Origin of the sequence: Kiloniella sp. (assembly GCF_048259265.1) — a bacterium.
In the GTDB taxonomy this organism is placed as follows: domain Bacteria; phylum Pseudomonadota; class Alphaproteobacteria; order Kiloniellales; family Kiloniellaceae; genus Kiloniella.
The window spans coordinates 81,518-99,628 of record NZ_JBLXHT010000014.1 but is presented as its reverse complement, the minus strand read 5'-3'; the positions used below and the strand labels follow the sequence as shown (position 1 = coordinate 99,628).

The following is an 18,111-nucleotide window of genomic DNA, read 5'->3' as shown; positions in this document are numbered from 1 at the left end:
TTACACGAAGAAGAACTGGCCGGTATCCGTGCTTCTGACGTTCTGCTTGCAAAAGATCAGGATTGCCTGAAGTGGATTGCTAAATACCGCGAGCCAGCCCCTGAAGGTCAGGTCAGTGCACGCGGTGAACGCCGCAACAGACGCAAACGGGCCTAAATAAGCTCAAGCCAATCCACGTAGTAGACACAAAACCCCGTCATTTAGCGGGGTTTTGTTTTTGAGAAAAGACAATATCCTTGTACTCAATAATAAGATCGCAACTATACGATATAAACGACAAAGGCTCTGCGTGTTGCAGAGCCTTTGTAAGTTAATCACATCAACAAGAGTTGTTGTAATTTTTTAGGCAGCATCCTTACTTTTTAGCAGTAACACGTCCAGAGATCGTACCCTCTACCGGGCTGTTTGCTGTAATATATTCAGCAAGTGCATCTTCCAGACTTGGTCCATAATCATAAGCATCAATAGCGTGATCTGCCAAAACGCTGTATCCGTCACCACCGTTACGAACATAGTTGTTTGTTACCATGCTATAGATCTTATTTTCATCCAGAGCAACAAAGCCATCTTTCTCATTACCAACTTCGACGGAAACAACACGCGACCCCGGCTCTGCTTTTGGGTCCCAAGTATAACGGGCACCAGCTAGCTGTGGGAAACGTCCTGCACCTTCTTCTACTTTTGACAGTCCATTTTCAAGCGCTTCGATAAAGTGTGCGCCCTTAAGCTTGAAAGTCGCTATGGTATTCTGGAAAGGCAGCACAGTAAGAACTTCGCCCATCGTCACAGGGCCAGCATCAATAGAGGCACGAACGCCACCACCGTTTTGTAGTGCAATAATTGCATCGCCACCCGTTGAATTCACGCGTGCAAGTATTGAATCAGCAACCATGTTAGCCATTGCGCATTCTCCTGCACGACAAACAGATCTTGATCCGTCAATCACACTTGATGCAGACCCTACTTCGCGTTTTTGAATTTCAGCCAATGGCTTATTCAATTCAGTAATGCGCGCTTGCATCTTGGCATCTTCGGGATAGGACTGATCCAGCAGAACAGTATCCCCGCTCCAGCCTTTCAGGTTACCGTCGTCATCAAAAGTTAAGTTAAGTTCACCCATAAACTTGGAATAAGCATAGGCCTGAACAATAGGAACCTTTTTGCCATCAGGGGCGGTCTCGACAACGGGGTAAGGTCCTTCGGCACGATCATTTGAATTGGAAAGCAAGGTGTGACTGTGGCCACCGACAATCACATCTACACCCGTCAACTGCTTTGCGACTTGCTTATCACGAGGAACACCCAAATGACTTAGTAAAATAATCTTGTTAACACCCTGAGCCTGCATTTGATCAACAATAGGCTGCACGGCATTTGCTGTATCAAAGAAGGTAATACTATCACCGGGACTGGATGTTTCATCCGTATCTTCGGCGAGTGCGCCAATGACACCGATCTTTTCACCACCGCGTTCCAAAACGATAGAAGTACCGTATTTACCACGAAGCGCGGACCCCGGTGCGGCAATCGTATTGGCCCCGATGATCGGAAAGTTTGCTTTTTCAATAAACTGTAAAAATACTTCCGGTCCGTCATCAAATTCATGGTTACCAATGGTCATGACGTCAAAACCAGTCATGTTCATGAGCTCAACCGCGGCCTGACCTTTGTAGTTGGTATAGAACAATGATCCCTGAAACTGGTCGCCGGCATCAAGAACCAATACGTTACCGCCTTTGGCTTCCAGGGCAGAACGACGATCGTTCAATGTCTTAGATACCCGGGCAAAACCGCCAAAGCACTTACCTTCGGCAAGATCTTCTTCCCCACAAGTGGAATCATACTTGTTCACAGGTAGAATGCGTGAATGTAAATCATTAATATGCAGAATGTTTAAAGAATAATCAGCCTGCACAGGGGCTGTCATCAGACATAGCCCAGTTGCAATAGCCGCCGCTCCGGAGAGGTGCTTTAACATCTTAAACTCCCAAAAAGTTATTCTTGTTATAAGCGAGAAAGAGTAAAAGCCTTTTCAAGATCAGTCCACTGATAATTACGAAAATATGGACTTGGAACTGTGCTGAATAAACCTTGTCAAAAACCAAGATTCGTCAGCGATATTATTCAATTAAACTTTGAAACAATTCCAATTTTCCATTCGCGGATCGTTTCAGTTCGTCATGCCCGATCACCGTCACTTTCCCAGCAAAGGGCAATGATTTTTGCGCCCACAGGGAAAGTGTTTTTATCTGGTCAGTCGACAAGTCAACATCCACAGCAACATTAAGGATCAATTCATCCAGAGACACCTGAACAATCTGATATTCACGGATAGGTGCAATTGCCAACATTTCACCATAAGCCATTGCAGATAAGCCAATCCATCGATATTCGCCATCTGGTTGCCGTAACCGGTTTCGCTCTCGACCTAGGATCGATTTGAGAACAGGCAGGCCACGTCCACAGGAACAAGGGTCGCCAATAACGCCGTAATCCCCTACAGCATAGCGAATAAGAGGCATGGCAAAATTATGCAAAGGCGTCACAACAATTTTTCCCGGAACACCCGCAGGACAGGCATGCCCCTGTTCGTCAACAACCTCCAGATAAATCCCTTCACTTTGAACATGGTAATGATTGTTTTTAGGGCATTGTAACCCCAAATACCCCAGTTCGCGCGTGGAATACAGATCAACAATCTTGACCCCGAAAGCCAGGTCAACAAGATGACGAACTTTATCAGTCAGAACCTCTGAAATTGTCTCGATCTGTTTAAGGTTGGTCGGGCGTATCCCTTGTTTCAAGCAATGTTCTGCCAATTTTTGAACAACACTGGGATAGGTGATCAGGAAATCTGGCTCATTCCGCAACAGCCATTCAGCCTGTTCTTCGACTTTAGCGTTGATATTAAGCCCTGCGATTGGCCCTGTTTCAATCAAGGCGTCTTTACCTTTAAGCGCACCCCATCCTTTCCCAACGGTTCCTGGGTACTCGGCCACTCCTTTTTTTGCGATCCGAATATGTCCCAGCTTCCAAGCTGGGTTTCTGCCATGCCAAATATGATCTCTTGTGGTAAAGGCCCGCCAGAACACCCGGCTTAACTGTGTGTTTTTAACGGCAATGGGCTGGCCCGTCGACCCAGACGTATATTGCGTTTTAATTTTACCGTGGCTGTTTGGGGGAAATTTTGAAAGAAGGTCGCCCCCTTCCCCCACGATGTTACCCCGCTCAAGAATAGGTAAATCTTGCCAAGTACACTGTAATTCCTGCGGCGAGTTAGGCACAGGAAAATCCTTGTAATAGGGAACTGTTTTAATTGCGTATTTTAAAAGTTGAAAAAGTTGCCCAAACTGAGCTTCTTCTATTTGTTCTTCGGGCCACCATTGACTGTTTTCCATCTGCGTCAAAGCGACAGTTATGGCCATGTTCATTGAATTCCCCAACTTTGGAAACTCAAGAAGAGGCACAGCACTGATTAATTGATAACTCTCCAGCCAATTAAAATTCGGCAAATCCTCTCCCATAATGGCTCCCACCTAAGCGATACATAACAAAGTTTGATCCTTATTCAGAGCATCATACAGTAAAATAAATCCTGGGAATACAAGCATTCCAAGACATCGTCAGGGTCTTGGGCAAAACATACTGTTTCACAAAACAAACAGGCCATCCGAAATTCGAATGGCCTGTTATTATAATATCCGACCCAAAGTGATCAGTTATTAAAAATGAAACGTGGCAATCAAAGTCAGATTGCCAAATTACCTTTATTTGATGGCATCGACCACAACATGAGTCCAAGCGCCTTCAGGTTTCTTGGTGATGACCGGATCTGATCCACCACTCAGAAGCGTGCTAACTGTACGCTCATAGTCAGCAGGATCGAGCTTGCCATCAGAACCAGCCGTCAACTTATTGATTTCCTTCATCATACGAACCTGATGCTTTTCGGTCTGTGCACCAGTTGCGTCATTTTCCAAAACAATTTCAGCTGCTTCTTCTGGGTTTTCACGTGCATAGTCCCAGCCCTTCATACTGGCCGCGACGAAACGTGCCATTTTATCGACGAAAGCAGGATCTTTCAGATTTTCCTCAAGCACATAAAGACCATCTTCCTGTGTCGCAACACCCTGTTCTTCATATTTGAAAACAACAAGTTCTGATTCAGGAATGCCAGCATCAATAATCTGCCAATATTCGTTATAAGTCATTGTAGAAACACAATCAGCCTGCTTCTGCAGAAGTGGATCGACGTTGAAACCCTGCTTTAAAACGGAAACACCTTCAGCCCCACCACTGGTCGGTATTTGCAGTTTCGACATCCAGCTCAGGAAAGGATATTCATTTCCGAAGAACCATACGCCAAGAGTTCTGCCTTTGAAATCATCCGGGGACGTTACGCCTGTTTCCTTTAGGCACGTCAGCATCATACCTGATGTTTTAAATGGTTGTGCTATATTTACTAATGGCACTCCCTTTTCACGAGAAGCAAGCGCCGATGGCATCCAATCAACCACAACATCAGCACCACCACCTGCAATAACCTGTGGCGGCGCAATATCGGGACCACCTGGCTTGATATTCACATCCAGATCAGCATCGTCATAAAAGCCTTTGTCTTTGGCAACATAATAGCCCGCGAATTGTGCCTGTGTTACCCACTTAAGTTGCAGATTGACAGTATCCGCAGCTTGAGCAACTCCACCAGCAACCCCAAAAGCCAGCGCAGCAGCACCCAATAACAGTTTCTTCATTATTATATCTCCCTGTTGTGGTTCCATCTCAGCAAAACAGAATAATCCAGCGGATTAACGACTGCTTCGAAAGGACGGATGCCAAAATGTACATGCCCGTTCAATAACGTTCATGATTCCATAAAAAGCAGTACCGGCAAGCGCAGCTACTGCAATCTCAGCCCAGACCATATCGACGTTCATACGGCCCACTTCGGTTGAAATACGAAACCCCATACCAACAATCGGTGTACCGAAAAATTCGGCAACAATGGCCCCAATCATGGCAAGGGTAGAGTTAATTTTCAAGGCGTTGAATATAAAGGGTAACGCCGAAGGTAAACGAAGCTTGATCAAACTTTGCCAATAACTTGCGGCATAGGTTTTCATCATGTCTTTTTCGATGGACGACGTAATAGACAAACCAGCCACTGTATTTACCAGCATGGGAAAGAAGGTCATGATGATGACCACTGCTGCCTTTGACTGCCAATCAAACCCGAACCACATCACCATAATGGGAGCAACCCCAATAATCGGCAAAGCACTAACCAAGTTACCAATCGGCAGCAATCCACGTTGTAAGAAAGGACTTCGGTCAATCAGAATAGCAGTGATAAATGCACTTCCACACCCGAGAACATATCCAATTAAAACAGCCTTTAGGAATGTTTGTTGGAAATCGGCCCATAGGATATCTGTCGAAGCCATAAACCGTGCCCCAATCATGCTTGGAGGCGGCAAAAGCACTGTTGGCACTTGAAATCCGCGGACAACAAGCTCCCAAAGTAATAACAACCAGACACCAAACAATACAGGCACAACAATATTGTAAAAGCGTTTTGCCGTAGGTGTTTTTGTTTTCTTTGCTGACAGTTGATCAACCAAAACCCACGCCATCAACCACGCTGATAACACCAAACACCAGAAACCGGATGTTAGGTTTTGATCGGCAACATCAAGTCGTGCCAGCATGATCCACGCCCCGACATGAGGCAGGATCACCATCACCAAATCAGCAATTAATCCCCTTAGAAGATTAAGAATTACGGCTATAGAAGCCAATAAAGAAACAACGGCAAAAGCAGTAAGCCCGCTATCATCCCACAAAGAAATGGCTTCACCATTTATTTCACCAAGAGGGAAGAAAAGCAGAGCAAGAAGAGAGAGCATGCCGCTCAGAACAGCAAGTGATTGTCGAAAGCTAATCATTGTACCATCCCCATTTTCTTTAGGACAATCTTATTGGATATACCAACCAAAGCAACCAAACCCGCTGCCAATAAGGCCGCCGCAATCAAGGCCGACCAGATTTGAACAGTTTGACCGTAATAGGACCCGGCCAGCAATCTTGCCCCTAACCCTTCGACGGCACCTGTCGGTAGTTCACCGACAATTGCCCCGACAAGACTAGTGGCAATCGCAACCTTCATTCCAGTGAACAGATAAGGTACCGAAGACGGCCAACGTAGTTTCCAGAAAAGATCCCAGTCGGATGCGTTATAGGTCCTCATAAGATCAAGATGAATAACCTCTGGTGAACGAAGACCCTTAACAATACCAACTGTTATGGGAAAGAAGCTCAGGTATGTCGCAATAAAGGCCTTGGGCAAAATGCCCTGAATTCCAATGGCATTAAGCACCACAATAATCATCGGTGCAATCGCCAGAATAGGGATCGTTTGAGATGAAATAATCCAAGGCATCAGGCTTTTTTCAAGACTTCGATTATGGACAATACCGACAGCAAGCAAAATCCCTAATCCTGTTCCGATAACAAAACCAAGCAACGTGGTCGATAGTGTTATCCAGCTGTGATAAACGAGAGACCGTTTTGACGTGACCTTTTTAAGAATTGTAGTCTTGTACAGTTCAACGACAACTTGATGTGGTGCGGGTAAGACAGGACGTTCTTGTGCCAAGGTATCACTGACAAGTTGGCTGGTTGTCCATTCAACGTTATTGCGCTTGTAGATATCCTCCTGAAAGGGGCTGTTCAACATAACAGCCGAGAAATACCAAATGGCAATAATTGCCATAACAATCACGAGGACAGGACCCGTTTTCCCAGACATTAACCGAGACCAAAGCCCCTGCCCCCCGGACACACCGGAAGAAATAAGAGCATCAGTCGTCATAGCTATGCCCTTCTTTCAGACCTTCACGGACACGATGGGCAATTTCCAAGAACTCTGGTGTCTCGCGAATTTCAAGTCCGCGATCGCGAGGAAGATTGCAGTCAATAACATCGTAAATGCGCCCCGGTCTTGGGGACATCACCACAATTTTTGAAGACAGAAAAACCGCTTCGGGGATAGAGTGGGTCACAAACAGAACCGTCTTATCCGTTTTGTCCCACAACCTTAAAAGCTGTTCGTTCAGGTGGTCTCGGACAATTTCATCCAACGCGCCAAAAGGCTCATCCATCAACAGAAGTTCGGGATCGAATGAAAGCGCACGCGCGATCGAAGCCCGTTGCTGCATACCACCCGAAAGTTGCCATGGATATTTCTTGTCAAATCCTGAAAGATTTACGAGTTCCATATTGCGCGCAATTCGATCCTGCCGCTCTGATTTTGGAATTCCCATTACCTCTAGCGGCAAAGAAATATTACCCGCGATTGTTCGCCATGGGTAAAGGGCGGGTGCCTGAAAAACATATCCATAATCTCGGTTAAGTCGGGCATCGCGTGCGCTAACGCCATTAACCAAGAGTTCACCACCAGTAGGCTGTTCCAAATCAGCAACGGCCCTGAGCAAAGTCGTTTTACCGCACCCGGAAGGCCCAATAAAGGAAACGAAATCGCCCTGATTAATGGTAAGATCAATATCAGATAACGCATGAACGGGGCCATCATTTGTCTCAAAAGTAAGTGACAACCCTTTGATATTAACAACAGAGTTGGCACTTTGCCCCTGTTCAGCAGTCATTGTCTCTGGTTTCATCCCATTTGTATCCATCTTTTCTGCCTGCCCGTTTGATCCCTGTGAGGAACCTGTGGCGGCGCCAGTTGCATTCCCATTTATATTTATGGCTGTAGATTGCAGCATGGCATAACTCCCTGTGTATAGAACTCTGTCTTTAGTGACAGTTATCGTTCTTGCTTTGAAGTGGCGCAGAATTGAACTGCGCCACCCCTTATTTTATCGCTGAAATCAATTCAGCCAGTATTTTTCGCTACAAAAGAACGAGAAAATCTATACACCAGCAGGCATATTTTCAGCTTTGCGTTCTACCTTACGCGGTGCTGTGATTTCTTTCCACTTGGAAAGTGCTTTGTTGACGGCAGGATAAGAATCACGCGCAACGAATTCGCCATGACCCGGTTCAGCTTTAACGGTGCTTTCTTCGACAGAAACCTTGCCGCGTGTCAGGGTAAAGCGTGGCAAACCAGTAACTTCTTTGCCTTCAAAAACATTGTATTCGATGACAGATTGCTGGTTCTTCGCCGTAATTGTTTTAGAACGCTTAGGATCCCAAACAACCAAATCAGCATCGGCCCCGACCATCACAGCACCTTTTTTAGGATACATGTTCAGGATCTTGGCGATGTTTGTTGACGTCACAGCCACAAATTCATTCATTGTCAGGCGACCAGTTTGAACCCCGTGCGTCCAAAGCATTGGCATACGATCTTCCAAACCACCCGTGCCGTTTGGAATTTTGGTAAAGTCCCCAATGCCAAAGCGTTTTTGTTCAGCCGTAAAGGCGCAATGATCCGTCGCCACAACCTGAAGCGATCCGGATTGCAGGCCAGCCCAGAGACTATCCTGATGTTGTTTATTACGGAAAGGTGGCGACATGACACGTTGCGCAGAATGATCCCAATCCGGGTGCGCGTATTCACTGTCATCCAAGGTCAGATGCTGGATAAGCGGTTCACCAAAAACACGCATTCCCTTTTGACGCGCCCGACGAATGGCTTCATGTGCCTGTTCACAAGACGTATGAACAATGTAAAGTGGCACCCCAGCCATATCCGCAATCATAATGGCACGGTTAGCTGCTTCGCCTTCGACCTCTGGCGGTCTGGAATAGGAATGAGCCTCAGGACCGTTATTTCCTTCGGCTAAAAGACGTTGTTGTAATGTCGCAACCACATCTCCATTTTCAGCATGAACCAGAGGCATCGCCCCTAGGGCTGAACAACGCTGAAAAGATGCAAACATCTCATCATCATCAACCATCAAGGCTCCTTTATAAGCCATGAAATGCTTGAAAGTATTGATTCCGCGACCAACGACTTCTTCCATTTCATTAAAGACTTTTTCGTCCCACCAGGTTACCGCCATGTGATACGAATAATCTGCACAGGCTGCGCCTGATTTTTGTTGCCAAATTGCCAATGCTTCCATCAGGGACTGGCCCGGTGCAGGAAGGCAAAAATCAACCACCATGGTTGTACCCCCTGCGAGACCAGCCCGCGTACCACTTTCGAAATTATCGGCAGAGTGCGTCCCCATGAACGGCATTTCAAGATGCACGTGTGGATCAATACCACCGGGCATAATGTAACACCCTGTAGCATCCAACGTTTCATTACCGGAAAGGTTTTGCCCGATTTCGGTGATCTTTCCGCCTTCGACCAAAACATCTGCTTCGTAAGATAAATCTGCGGTAACAACTGTACCGCCTTTGATGACTTTACTCATGACTTCACCCTTTCCCTATTCTACGATTTCAGCAGTTTCGACGACAGCATGGAACAACACATCAGCCCCGGCACCAGCCCATTCAGGCGAAATTTCTTCGTCTTCGTTATGGCTAAGCCCATCTACACAAGGGCACATAACCATTGCAGTTGGCGCAACACGATTAACCCAACAAGCATCGTGTCCAGCCCCAGAGACAATATCACGGTGAGAATAGCCAAGACGCACAGCCGCATTACGAACAGCAGAGACACAACCTTCGTCAAAGGTAACGGGATCAAAAGCACCAGCCTGTTCAATTTCCATTGTCAGCCCAATTTCTTCGATAATCTCGCGGCCTTCAAAACGCAGGGCCTGTTCCATCGCAGTGATCACATCCTTATTCGGATGACGGAAATCTATGGTAAAGACAGCCTTGCCCGGAATGATGTTACGGGAATTAGGATAGACATCCATATGACCAACGGCACCCACAGCATGGGGCGCATAACGCAGCGCAATATCGTTTACCAACTCGGTAATACGCGCAGCACCCAGACCTGCATTCACACGCTTTGGCATCGGTGTTGATCCGGTATGGCTTTCCTTGCCCGTTAAGGTCACCTGTAACCAGTTGAGGCCCTGACCATGGGTGACCACACCAATATCAACATTCTCATCTTCCAGAATTGGCCCTTGCTCGATATGAAGTTCGAACATCGCGTGGAGCTTACGTTCCCCCACAGGTTCATCCCCAACAAAGCCAATCCGTTTAAGTTCGTCACCAAACTTCAAACCTTCGGCATCTTCCCGGTCATAGGCCCAATCCTGCGTATGAACACCCGCAAAAACCCCGGATGCCAGCATCGCAGGGGCAAAACGCGTGCCCTCTTCGTTGGTCCAGTTCACAACCTCGATCGCACGTTTGGTCTTTATGCCCATATCATTCAAGCTGCGAATGATTTCCAGACCAGCAAGAACACCGAGCACACCGTCATACTTTCCGCCTGTTGGCTGTGTATCAAGATGAGAGCCCACCATCACAGGCAACAGACTTGGGTCCGTTCCTTCGTGACGGGCAAACATGTTGCCCATACTATCAATCCCAACGGTCATGCCTGCTTCTTCGCACCAGCGTTTAAACAGGTGACGTCCTTCGGCATCTTCATCGGTTAAGGTCTGGCGATTGTTTCCCCCGCGAACGCCGGGCCCAATCTTTGCCATCTCCATCAATGAATCCCACAGTCTAGGAGAATTGATATGCATATTATCGGCTGGTTTGCTCATGATAAGCTCCCTGAAAGTATTTTCTTATAATTCGTTATCTCTAAAAAAGGCATCGGGATGAAGTTGTTCGTTCTTCCCGATGCCTTGATATTTTAATCCATATTCGGGAAGGTAAAGACCGCCCCTTCTTTGATGCCAGCAGGCCAGCGTGTCGTTACCGTTTTAAGCCTTGTATAGAAACGCACACCCTCGGGACCGTAGATTGAATGATCACCAAAGAGCGACCGCTTCCACCCACCAAAGGAATGGTAGGCAACAGGTACAGGGATTGGCACGTTCACACCAACCATGCCGACTTCGATATCATCTGCGAATGACCGCGCAGCATCACCATCACGCGTAAAGATTGCTGTCCCGTTTCCGTATTCGTGCTTGTTGATAAGATCCACAGCGTGATCATAATCCTTTGCACGTAGAACAGACAGAACAGGGCCAAAGATTTCTTCTTTGTAGATTGTCATATCATCAGTAACACGATCAAAAAGTGTTCCCCCGACGAAGTAACCGTCTTCATAGCCCTGTAATTTGAAATTACGACCATCAACAACTAGCTCAGCACCCTGATCAACGCCTTGGTCAATATAGCCAAGTACCTTTTCCTGATGGGCTTTAGTTATCACAGGCCCCATATCAGCATCGGAATCTGTACTCGGCCCGATCCGCATACTTTCGACGCGTGGCTTGAGGATTTCAATCAGTTTGTCCGCCGTTTCTTCGCCCACGGGTACAGCGACAGAAATTGCCATGCAACGCTCACCAGCAGAACCATATCCTGCGCCCATCAAGGCATCAGCAGCTTTATTCATGTCCGCATCAGGCATGATGATCATATGGTTTTTAGCACCGCCAAGGGCCTGAACACGTTTGCCTTTTGCCGTTCCACGCGAATAAACATATTCTGCAATCGGAGTTGACCCGACAAAAGAAATTGCCTTCACATCAGGATGATCCAAAAGGGTATCAACTGCTTCTTTATCGCCATGGACGACGTTCAAGACACCATCCGGGAAACCAGCTTTTTTAAAGAGATCCCAAATCAACATCGGTGCCGATGGATCACGTTCTGACGGCTTAAGCACAAAGGTATTCCCAGCAGCAATAGCAATTGGGTACATCCAAAGCGGCACCATCCCTGGGAAGTTAAAGGGCGTAATTCCCGCAACAACCCCAAGAGGCTGTCGATCAGAATAGCTATCAACCTGCGGACCAACATTCCGGCTGAACTCGCCTTTTAAAAGCTGAGGAATACCACAGGCAAATTCGACAACTTCGATACCGCGTGCAACTTCGCCCAAGGCATCATCATGTGTCTTGCCATGTTCGCGGCTGATTTCACGCGCTATGTCACCAGCATGTGCATCCAGAAGCTCTTTAAATCGGAACATATAACGCGCCCGTTTTAACGGCGGCGTTGCCCCCCACTCTTTTGCGACAGCTTTGGCAGAAGCAACTGCTTGGTTTACCTCATCAACAGTTGAGAGAGGAAGCTCTGCAATCTGTTCGCCCGTTGCCGGGTTAAAAATTTGAGAGCTTCGCGTACTGGAAGAAAGGCGTCTTTCGCCCGCAATTGCATTACTGATCCGTTCCATTTTCACCACCCATAAATTAGTCAAGCGCAAGAACGCTTACTTTAATTTCAACTTATTGCTTTTCATTTGCGTGCAAATTCGCAACCCAAAAAGCAACCTATGACAAAAGGCCGTAGGACAACGGGGGTGAAGGATAAGGAAATGTTTTACGCCAACAACGATGACCTGTTATGGCGTCACAAAAAGGTAAGCAGCCCAAACAACGTAAAATCGCTTTAAATTCTTTTTAAATTTTTACGCTTTTGTTGTTTGAATTAAAGATAACTCCACAAACAAGATATCTTTGGTATGAAGTTCAATCAGATCAGTTGTTGCCACCTATTTTATGCATGTACCTATACTCCCTGTACTACCGGTGTCTTAATATCCCCGGCCTTGTTTTTATTTTGGCAGTTGTTTAACCTGCCTTTATAATTATTTACTTTATGGTCAATATTTAAGCGTATTTTTCTTAAATTTCTGACCATTTGGTCAAATTAACGCTACTAAATCCTGACCATTTGGTCAACACTAAAAACACATGCCGGATCCCGCCGGGACAACACGGCAGGAAACAAAATGATAAAAACGGAAAGAGCAATAAAATCAAACTCTAAGGCTAGTATACGGCAAGAAAAAGAGAAGATAATTCTTAAGGCCGCTGAGAGTGTTTTTGCCGAGTATGGTTTTCAAGGAGCAACGACAAGCATGATTGCTGAGCGGGCGAAAATCCCAAAAGCCAATCTGCACTACTACTTTCCAACCAAACAAGCGCTTTATCGACGGGTTGTTGATAACATTTTCAACATATGGCTACAGGCCGCAGATTCATTTGACGACTGTGACGAACCCGTCGAAGCCCTGACCCGTTATATCGAAAAGAAAATGGATATATCCCGTGAAAACCCTATGGGATCAAAGGTGTGGGCTAACGAAATTATACGCCGCGCCCCCGTTATTCAGGATTACCTGGAAACAACCCTGAAGGACTGGACGGAATCAAGGGTGTCTGTCATTCAACGGTGGATAGATCAGGGTCGCATTAATCCAGTAGATCCGCATTACCTACTCTACATGATCTGGTCAACAACACAGCATTATGCCGATTTTAATCACCAGATTGAAACCTTGAACGGGGGAAAGCCCTTAAGCGATAAGCAGTACCAAACTGCAAAAGACAATGCTATAGAGATTGTCCTCAAGGGTATCGGAGCCCGATAAGTTAATCCTTTAAAAGAAAAAAGAAGTTAGCGGTCATGCACCCAAGAGCCGGTCAGACAAAAAAACGAACCCGTATACAAGCCAAAAACGAGGCGAAAATTCTGGAAGCTGCCCTCGATATTTTTGCCACCTTTGGTTTTCGGGGCACAACCATCGACCAGATTGCGCAAAAAGCGGAAATGTCAAAGCCAAACCTGCTTTATTATTTCCGACGTAAAGAAGATATCTATATTTCTGTTCTGGAACGGACACTGGATGAATGGCTAACTCCGCTTACAGAACTTGATCCAGATGGCGACCCCATAGAAGAAATTGGCAAATACACGAGCTTAAAATTAAAGATGTCCCAGAATGACCCAACGGCATCGAGACTTTTTGCTAATGAAATCCTTCATGGAGCCCCAATGATTGAGCACGTCCTCAAAGGATCACTCAAAAATCTGGTCGATGAAAAAGCTGCGGTCATTCACCACTGGGTCAAGGCAGGCAAGTTGACCAAGGTTGACCCCTATCACCTTATCTTTATGATCTGGGCAACAACCCAGCACTATGCCGATTTCAAAATACAGATGCGGGCGATATTGGGCGACGACGTTGATCAACCTGACTATTACGAAAAGGCCGGGCAGACAATTAGCACCGTCTTTTTTGAAGGCATCAAACCTAGGTAAGACCGACGAGAACGCCTCATCCATCGCATTATCACGTTTTCTAGGGCTGGATCTCTGGTACCACTTCCTGAAATCGTTTTCTGGGGTTATTTTCTGGGGTTATTTTCTGGTGTCGAGCCCTAGCCGTCAGTCAGCACTTCGTTGTAAGAAAATCATTGCAGATGCTGTAATAACCACACCAATAATCAGTTTAATATCAGGTACAGAACCAGAAATGATGCTTTGAATGACAAGGACAATCGCAGGGGTCAAAAAAGTATAGGCCATTACCTTAGCTGCGGGCAGTCGAAAACTTGCAAATTTCAGCAGATAAAAAGAAAAAGCTGTGTTGCATATCGCAAGATAAACAATCGCCGCATAAATAGTCCAATCAAGCTGCCCCCAAGGGCTTGTTTGAATCTGATCAAACCCATAGATGCCCAGCAAGATCATACCAGCAATAAGGGTCCAGAACGTCAGAACCAAAAGGTTTTCGCCACCATGATATTTGCGGACAAACGGCGAATAGGCACTGTAACTAAAACATCCAACGAGGAAAATTAGTTCCCCCTTACCAAGGGAAAAGTTAAGCAGATTATCGATGCTACCCCCGAAAACAATCCAGATCGCCCCAAGAGCTGCGATAATCAGGCCACCCCACAAACGAATAGTTGTTCTTTGGCCCAACAAAAAGAAGGCAATAACAGCAGTCATCATTGGAATAAGAGTAAAGACGGCCCCTAGGTTAACCGCACTTCCCCAACGAAGACCTTCGAACATGGTGATAAAAAACACAACAAGCAGAAAACCGAGCCAAAAGTATTTGAGAAGTAAAAGCGGCCCCGGCCCCGATTTCTGCCACGGCCATTGTTTTTTGACCAACAACAATAGACCAAAAGCGCTGGACGCAATAACAAACCGTAGAAATGTCAGGGCACTTGGATCAAGAGCATGCGTTATCGCTGATCCGACAGGAAAAGAAGTGCTAACAAAAAAGATGAACAGCAACATGGCACCATGCGCTGTTCGATTATTTGATGTCTGATTATCAGAGTTTGAGGTTAGCGCTGACGCTTCCGGGTTAGATCTGACTGACACGCTATCTTCCTTTAATGGCTCGATAATTCTTTTCTAGCCCGAAACAAATCAGGCCGCGAAAGATAACGCGTCAGATAAAAATTACCAGATCTATTCTGCTGCTTTAGCCGCAGACGGGTTATTTGGATGTGTTGTCCAGTTTGCATAATCGTGATCGATAGGCTTGTTGGTCCGCGGATCACTGCCTTCGGTCATCTGCTCCATGGTAATACAATCTTCCACAGGGCACACACTGACGCAGAGGTTACAGCCAACACATTCTTCATCAATCACTTCGAATTTACGCACACCATCAACCATTGAAGTAATGGCCTGATGCGACGTATCTTCACAAGCAATATGACAACGGCCACATTTAATACAGGCATCCTGATCGATCTTAGCTTTGGCAATATAGTTCAAGTTCAGATACTGCCAGTCGGTCACATTCGGAACAGCGCGGCCAACAAAGTCATCCAACTTGTCATAGCCTTGCTCGTCCATCCAATTGGATAATCCGGCATTCAGTTCTTCGATGATCTTAAAGCCATAGGTCATTGCTGCGGTACAAACCTGTACAGAACCAGACCCCAGCGCCATAAACTCGGCTGCATCTTTCCAGGTGGTAACGCCACCAATACCCGAAATAGGTAATCCCTGTGTTTCAGGATCACGGGCAATTTCGGAAACCATGCTAAGCGCAATTGGCTTTACAGCAGGTCCGCAATACCCACCGTGGGTTCCCTTGCCATCAACTGTGGGATTAGGTGCCATTGCATCAAGATCAACAGATACAATCGAATTAATGGTATTAATCAGAGAAACCGCATCGGCACCGCCGCGATGAGCAGCCCGTGCAGATTGACGTATATCAGAGATATTCGGTGTTAGTTTAACAATAACCGGAAGATCAGAATGCGTTTTACACCACCGGGTTACCATCTCAACATATTCAGGAACCTGACCAACAGCAGCCCCCATTCCACGCTCTGACATGCCGTGCGGACACCCAAAGTTCAACTCGATGCCATCACACCCTGTTTCTTCAACGCGTTTTAGAATGTCAATCCAGCTTTGCTCTTCGCATGGAACCATCAAAGAGACAATCAATGCTCTGTCAGGCCAGTTCTTTTTGACCCGCGTAATTTCTTCCAAATTAGTCTCAAGCGAACGGTCTGTGATCAGCTCAATATTATTAAGCCCCAACAGGCGACGATCAGGTCCGTGGATTGCACCGTAACGCGGACCATTGACGTTCACAACCGGATCGCCTTCACCCAAGGTTTTCCAGACCACGCCGCCCCAACCAGCTTCGAAGGCACGAACGACGTTATATTCTTTGTCCGTCGGTGGCGCAGACGCCAACCAATAGGGGTTCGGAGATTTAATACCGAGGAAATTGCAACTAATATCAGCCATATTCTTGTTCCTTAAATTAAGGAGTGTCGTAAAAGCGGGAATAGTCAATGAAACCGTTGATATTCCCATAGGGATAAGCAGTAACCAGCGACTATGTTAAGCGCTCAGCACGTCATTGATTGCTTCGGCAGCAACCTTTCCGTCCTCTACTGCTGCGACGGTGAGATCTTCACCACCCGCAATACAATCCCCCCCGGCCCAGACATTGCCTAGGCTGGTATGGCGATTGTCATCCACCTTGATACGACCACTATCCAGTTCAATTGCTTCGGCAGATCCGTTCAACGGCGCCGCGACAAAGTTCTGACCAATTGCTTTGAACACCATGTCGGCTTCTAAGGTCAGTGTTTCGCCAGTACCAGACAAAGAACCGTTTTTGTTTTCAGTATATTCACATTCAATGGCAACAACTTTGCCATTATCGCCGATCAGTTTATTTGGCTTGACCCAATGTCGAATGGTAACACCGTTGGTTTGTGCCAATTCCTGCTCGTATTCACTGGCATTCATCTGTTCTTTGCCACGACGGTAAAGAATGGTTACGTCCTCAGCACCGAGCAGCTTGGTTTGAACAGCGACATCAATCGCGGTCATACCGCCGCCAATAACAACAACTTTGCGACCAACAGAGATTTTCGACAGATCCTGTGCCTGACGAAGATCAGCAATATAGGAAACCGCATCGAGAACACCATCAAGGTCTTCACCTTCGGCACGCAGAGCATTAATTCCCGCAAGGCCCATGCCTAAGAAGACAGCATCGAAATTCTGTCTTAGATCAGCAAGGGAGATTGTCTCGCCAAGGCGATTGCCGTTTTCAATTGTAATACCGCCGATAGAAAGCAGGAATTCAACTTCCTTTTGGGCAAAATCATTGACAGACTTATAAGCAGCAATGCCATATTCGTTCAGGCCACCAGCCTTTTCGCGGGCATCGTACACCACCACATCATGCCCATGCATCGCCAAACGGTGCGCACAAGAAAGTCCCGCCGGGCCAGCACCGACAACGGCAACACGCTTACCTGTCAGGGCTGCACGCTTAAAGATCTTGTCCCCATCTTCGAGAAGATGATCTGTTGCATAACGTTGTAGCAAACCAATTTTAACGGGCTTGCCCTCTGCTTCTTCACGGACGCACGCCTGTTCGCATAAAGTTTCTGTTGGACAGACACGGGCACACATACCACCAAGGATATTCTGTTCAAAAATTGTCTTTGCTGATCCTTTGGGATTATCAGCAGAAATTTGACGGATGAACATGGGAATATCGATAGAAGTCGGGCATGCGACAGTACACGGGGCGTCATAACAGAAATAACAGCGGTCTGCTTCGACAAAGGCTTCGTGTTTATTAAGTGGCGGATGGATATCGCTAAAGTTCTTGCTATAGTCTTCGTCTTCAAGACGACTAGACTGGATATCGGGCCGACTACCGGCGTTGGTACTCATCCAAAATCTCCCTGACGTATATATAGTTATTATACTTTTGACGTTAGATCCGCCCTCTTATGGGGTGGTATC

The 18,111-nt window shown here is 46.5% G+C and carries 14 protein-coding genes; 2 read left to right on the top strand and 12 right to left on the bottom strand.

Annotation, left to right across the window (positions count from 1 at the left end):
• Positions 1–355: 355 nt before the first annotated feature.
• The 9 genes from ACN0QW_RS18010 to ACN0QW_RS17970 all read right to left on the bottom strand — a co-directional run bounded on the left by ACN0QW_RS18010 (position 356) and on the right by ACN0QW_RS17970 (position 12,241).
• Positions 356–1,978 (bottom strand): bifunctional metallophosphatase/5'-nucleotidase, encoded by a 1,623-nt coding sequence (locus ACN0QW_RS18010; protein ID WP_417433455.1) that lies wholly within the window; start codon positions 1,976–1,978, stop codon positions 356–358.
• Between the two features lie 142 nt (positions 1,979–2,120).
• Positions 2,121–3,512, bottom strand: coding sequence for a phenylacetate--CoA ligase family protein (locus ACN0QW_RS18005; protein WP_417433453.1), 1,392 nt, complete (start codon positions 3,510–3,512; stop codon positions 2,121–2,123).
• A 255-nt stretch (positions 3,513–3,767) separates the two neighbouring features.
• Positions 3,768–4,754: an ABC transporter substrate-binding protein gene (locus ACN0QW_RS18000; protein ID WP_417433451.1), complete on the bottom strand. Its 987-nt coding sequence runs from the start codon at positions 4,752–4,754 to the stop codon at positions 3,768–3,770.
• Positions 4,755–4,808: 54 nt separating this feature from the next.
• Positions 4,809–5,945, bottom strand: coding sequence for an ABC transporter permease (locus ACN0QW_RS17995; protein ID WP_417433449.1), 1,137 nt, complete (start codon positions 5,943–5,945; stop codon positions 4,809–4,811).
• Positions 5,942–6,871: an ABC transporter permease gene (locus tag ACN0QW_RS17990; RefSeq protein ID WP_417433447.1), complete on the bottom strand. Its 930-nt coding sequence runs from the start codon at positions 6,869–6,871 to the stop codon at positions 5,942–5,944. Before ACN0QW_RS17990 ends, ACN0QW_RS17995 begins: the two co-directional genes overlap by 4 nt.
• Positions 6,861–7,679, bottom strand: a complete 819-nt coding sequence (locus tag ACN0QW_RS17985; protein ID WP_417433462.1) for an ABC transporter ATP-binding protein — start codon at positions 7,677–7,679, stop codon at positions 6,861–6,863. The genes ACN0QW_RS17990 and ACN0QW_RS17985 overlap by 11 nt, the downstream gene beginning before the upstream one ends.
• A 252-nt stretch (positions 7,680–7,931) precedes the next feature.
• Positions 7,932–9,386 carry a dihydropyrimidinase gene (gene hydA / locus ACN0QW_RS17980; protein WP_299371652.1) on the bottom strand — a complete coding sequence of 485 codons (1,455 nt, stop codon included), beginning with the start codon at positions 9,384–9,386 and terminating at the stop codon, positions 7,932–7,934.
• Between the two features lie 15 nt (positions 9,387–9,401).
• The gene (locus ACN0QW_RS17975) at positions 9,402–10,652 is read right to left on the bottom strand and encodes a Zn-dependent hydrolase (protein WP_299371650.1); all 1,251 of its coding nucleotides are present in this window, start codon (positions 10,650–10,652) and stop codon (positions 9,402–9,404) included.
• Positions 10,653–10,744: 92 nt separating this feature from the next.
• The gene (locus ACN0QW_RS17970) at positions 10,745–12,241 is read right to left on the bottom strand and encodes a CoA-acylating methylmalonate-semialdehyde dehydrogenase (RefSeq protein ID WP_417433445.1); all 1,497 of its coding nucleotides are present in this window, start codon (positions 12,239–12,241) and stop codon (positions 10,745–10,747) included.
• Positions 12,242–12,799: 558 nt separating this feature from the next.
• Here ACN0QW_RS17970 and ACN0QW_RS17965 point away from each other — a divergent pair.
• Together ACN0QW_RS17965 and ACN0QW_RS17960 are read left to right on the top strand one after the other, a co-directional pair.
• Positions 12,800–13,441, top strand: coding sequence for a TetR/AcrR family transcriptional regulator (locus ACN0QW_RS17965; RefSeq protein ID WP_299371643.1), 642 nt, complete (start codon positions 12,800–12,802; stop codon positions 13,439–13,441).
• Positions 13,442–13,476: 35 nt separating this feature from the next.
• Positions 13,477–14,112 (top strand): TetR family transcriptional regulator C-terminal domain-containing protein, encoded by a 636-nt coding sequence (locus ACN0QW_RS17960; protein WP_299371640.1) that lies wholly within the window; start codon positions 13,477–13,479, stop codon positions 14,110–14,112.
• A 126-nt stretch (positions 14,113–14,238) separates the two neighbouring features.
• Here ACN0QW_RS17960 and ACN0QW_RS17955 read toward each other — a convergent pair whose 3' ends face one another.
• The 3 genes from ACN0QW_RS17955 to ACN0QW_RS17945 form a co-directional block, all read right to left on the bottom strand.
• Positions 14,239–15,189 (bottom strand): DMT family transporter, encoded by a 951-nt coding sequence (locus tag ACN0QW_RS17955; RefSeq protein WP_417433442.1) that lies wholly within the window; start codon positions 15,187–15,189, stop codon positions 14,239–14,241.
• Between the two features lie 90 nt (positions 15,190–15,279).
• Positions 15,280–16,587 carry an NAD-dependent dihydropyrimidine dehydrogenase subunit PreA gene (gene preA, locus ACN0QW_RS17950; RefSeq protein ID WP_417433440.1) on the bottom strand — a complete coding sequence of 436 codons (1,308 nt, stop codon included), beginning with the start codon at positions 16,585–16,587 and terminating at the stop codon, positions 15,280–15,282.
• Positions 16,588–16,683: 96 nt separating this feature from the next.
• Complete coding sequence (locus ACN0QW_RS17945) at positions 16,684–18,039, bottom strand: NAD(P)-dependent oxidoreductase (RefSeq protein ID WP_417433439.1); 1,356 nt, start codon at positions 18,037–18,039, stop codon at positions 16,684–16,686.
• Between the last annotated feature and the right edge of the window lie 72 nt (positions 18,040–18,111).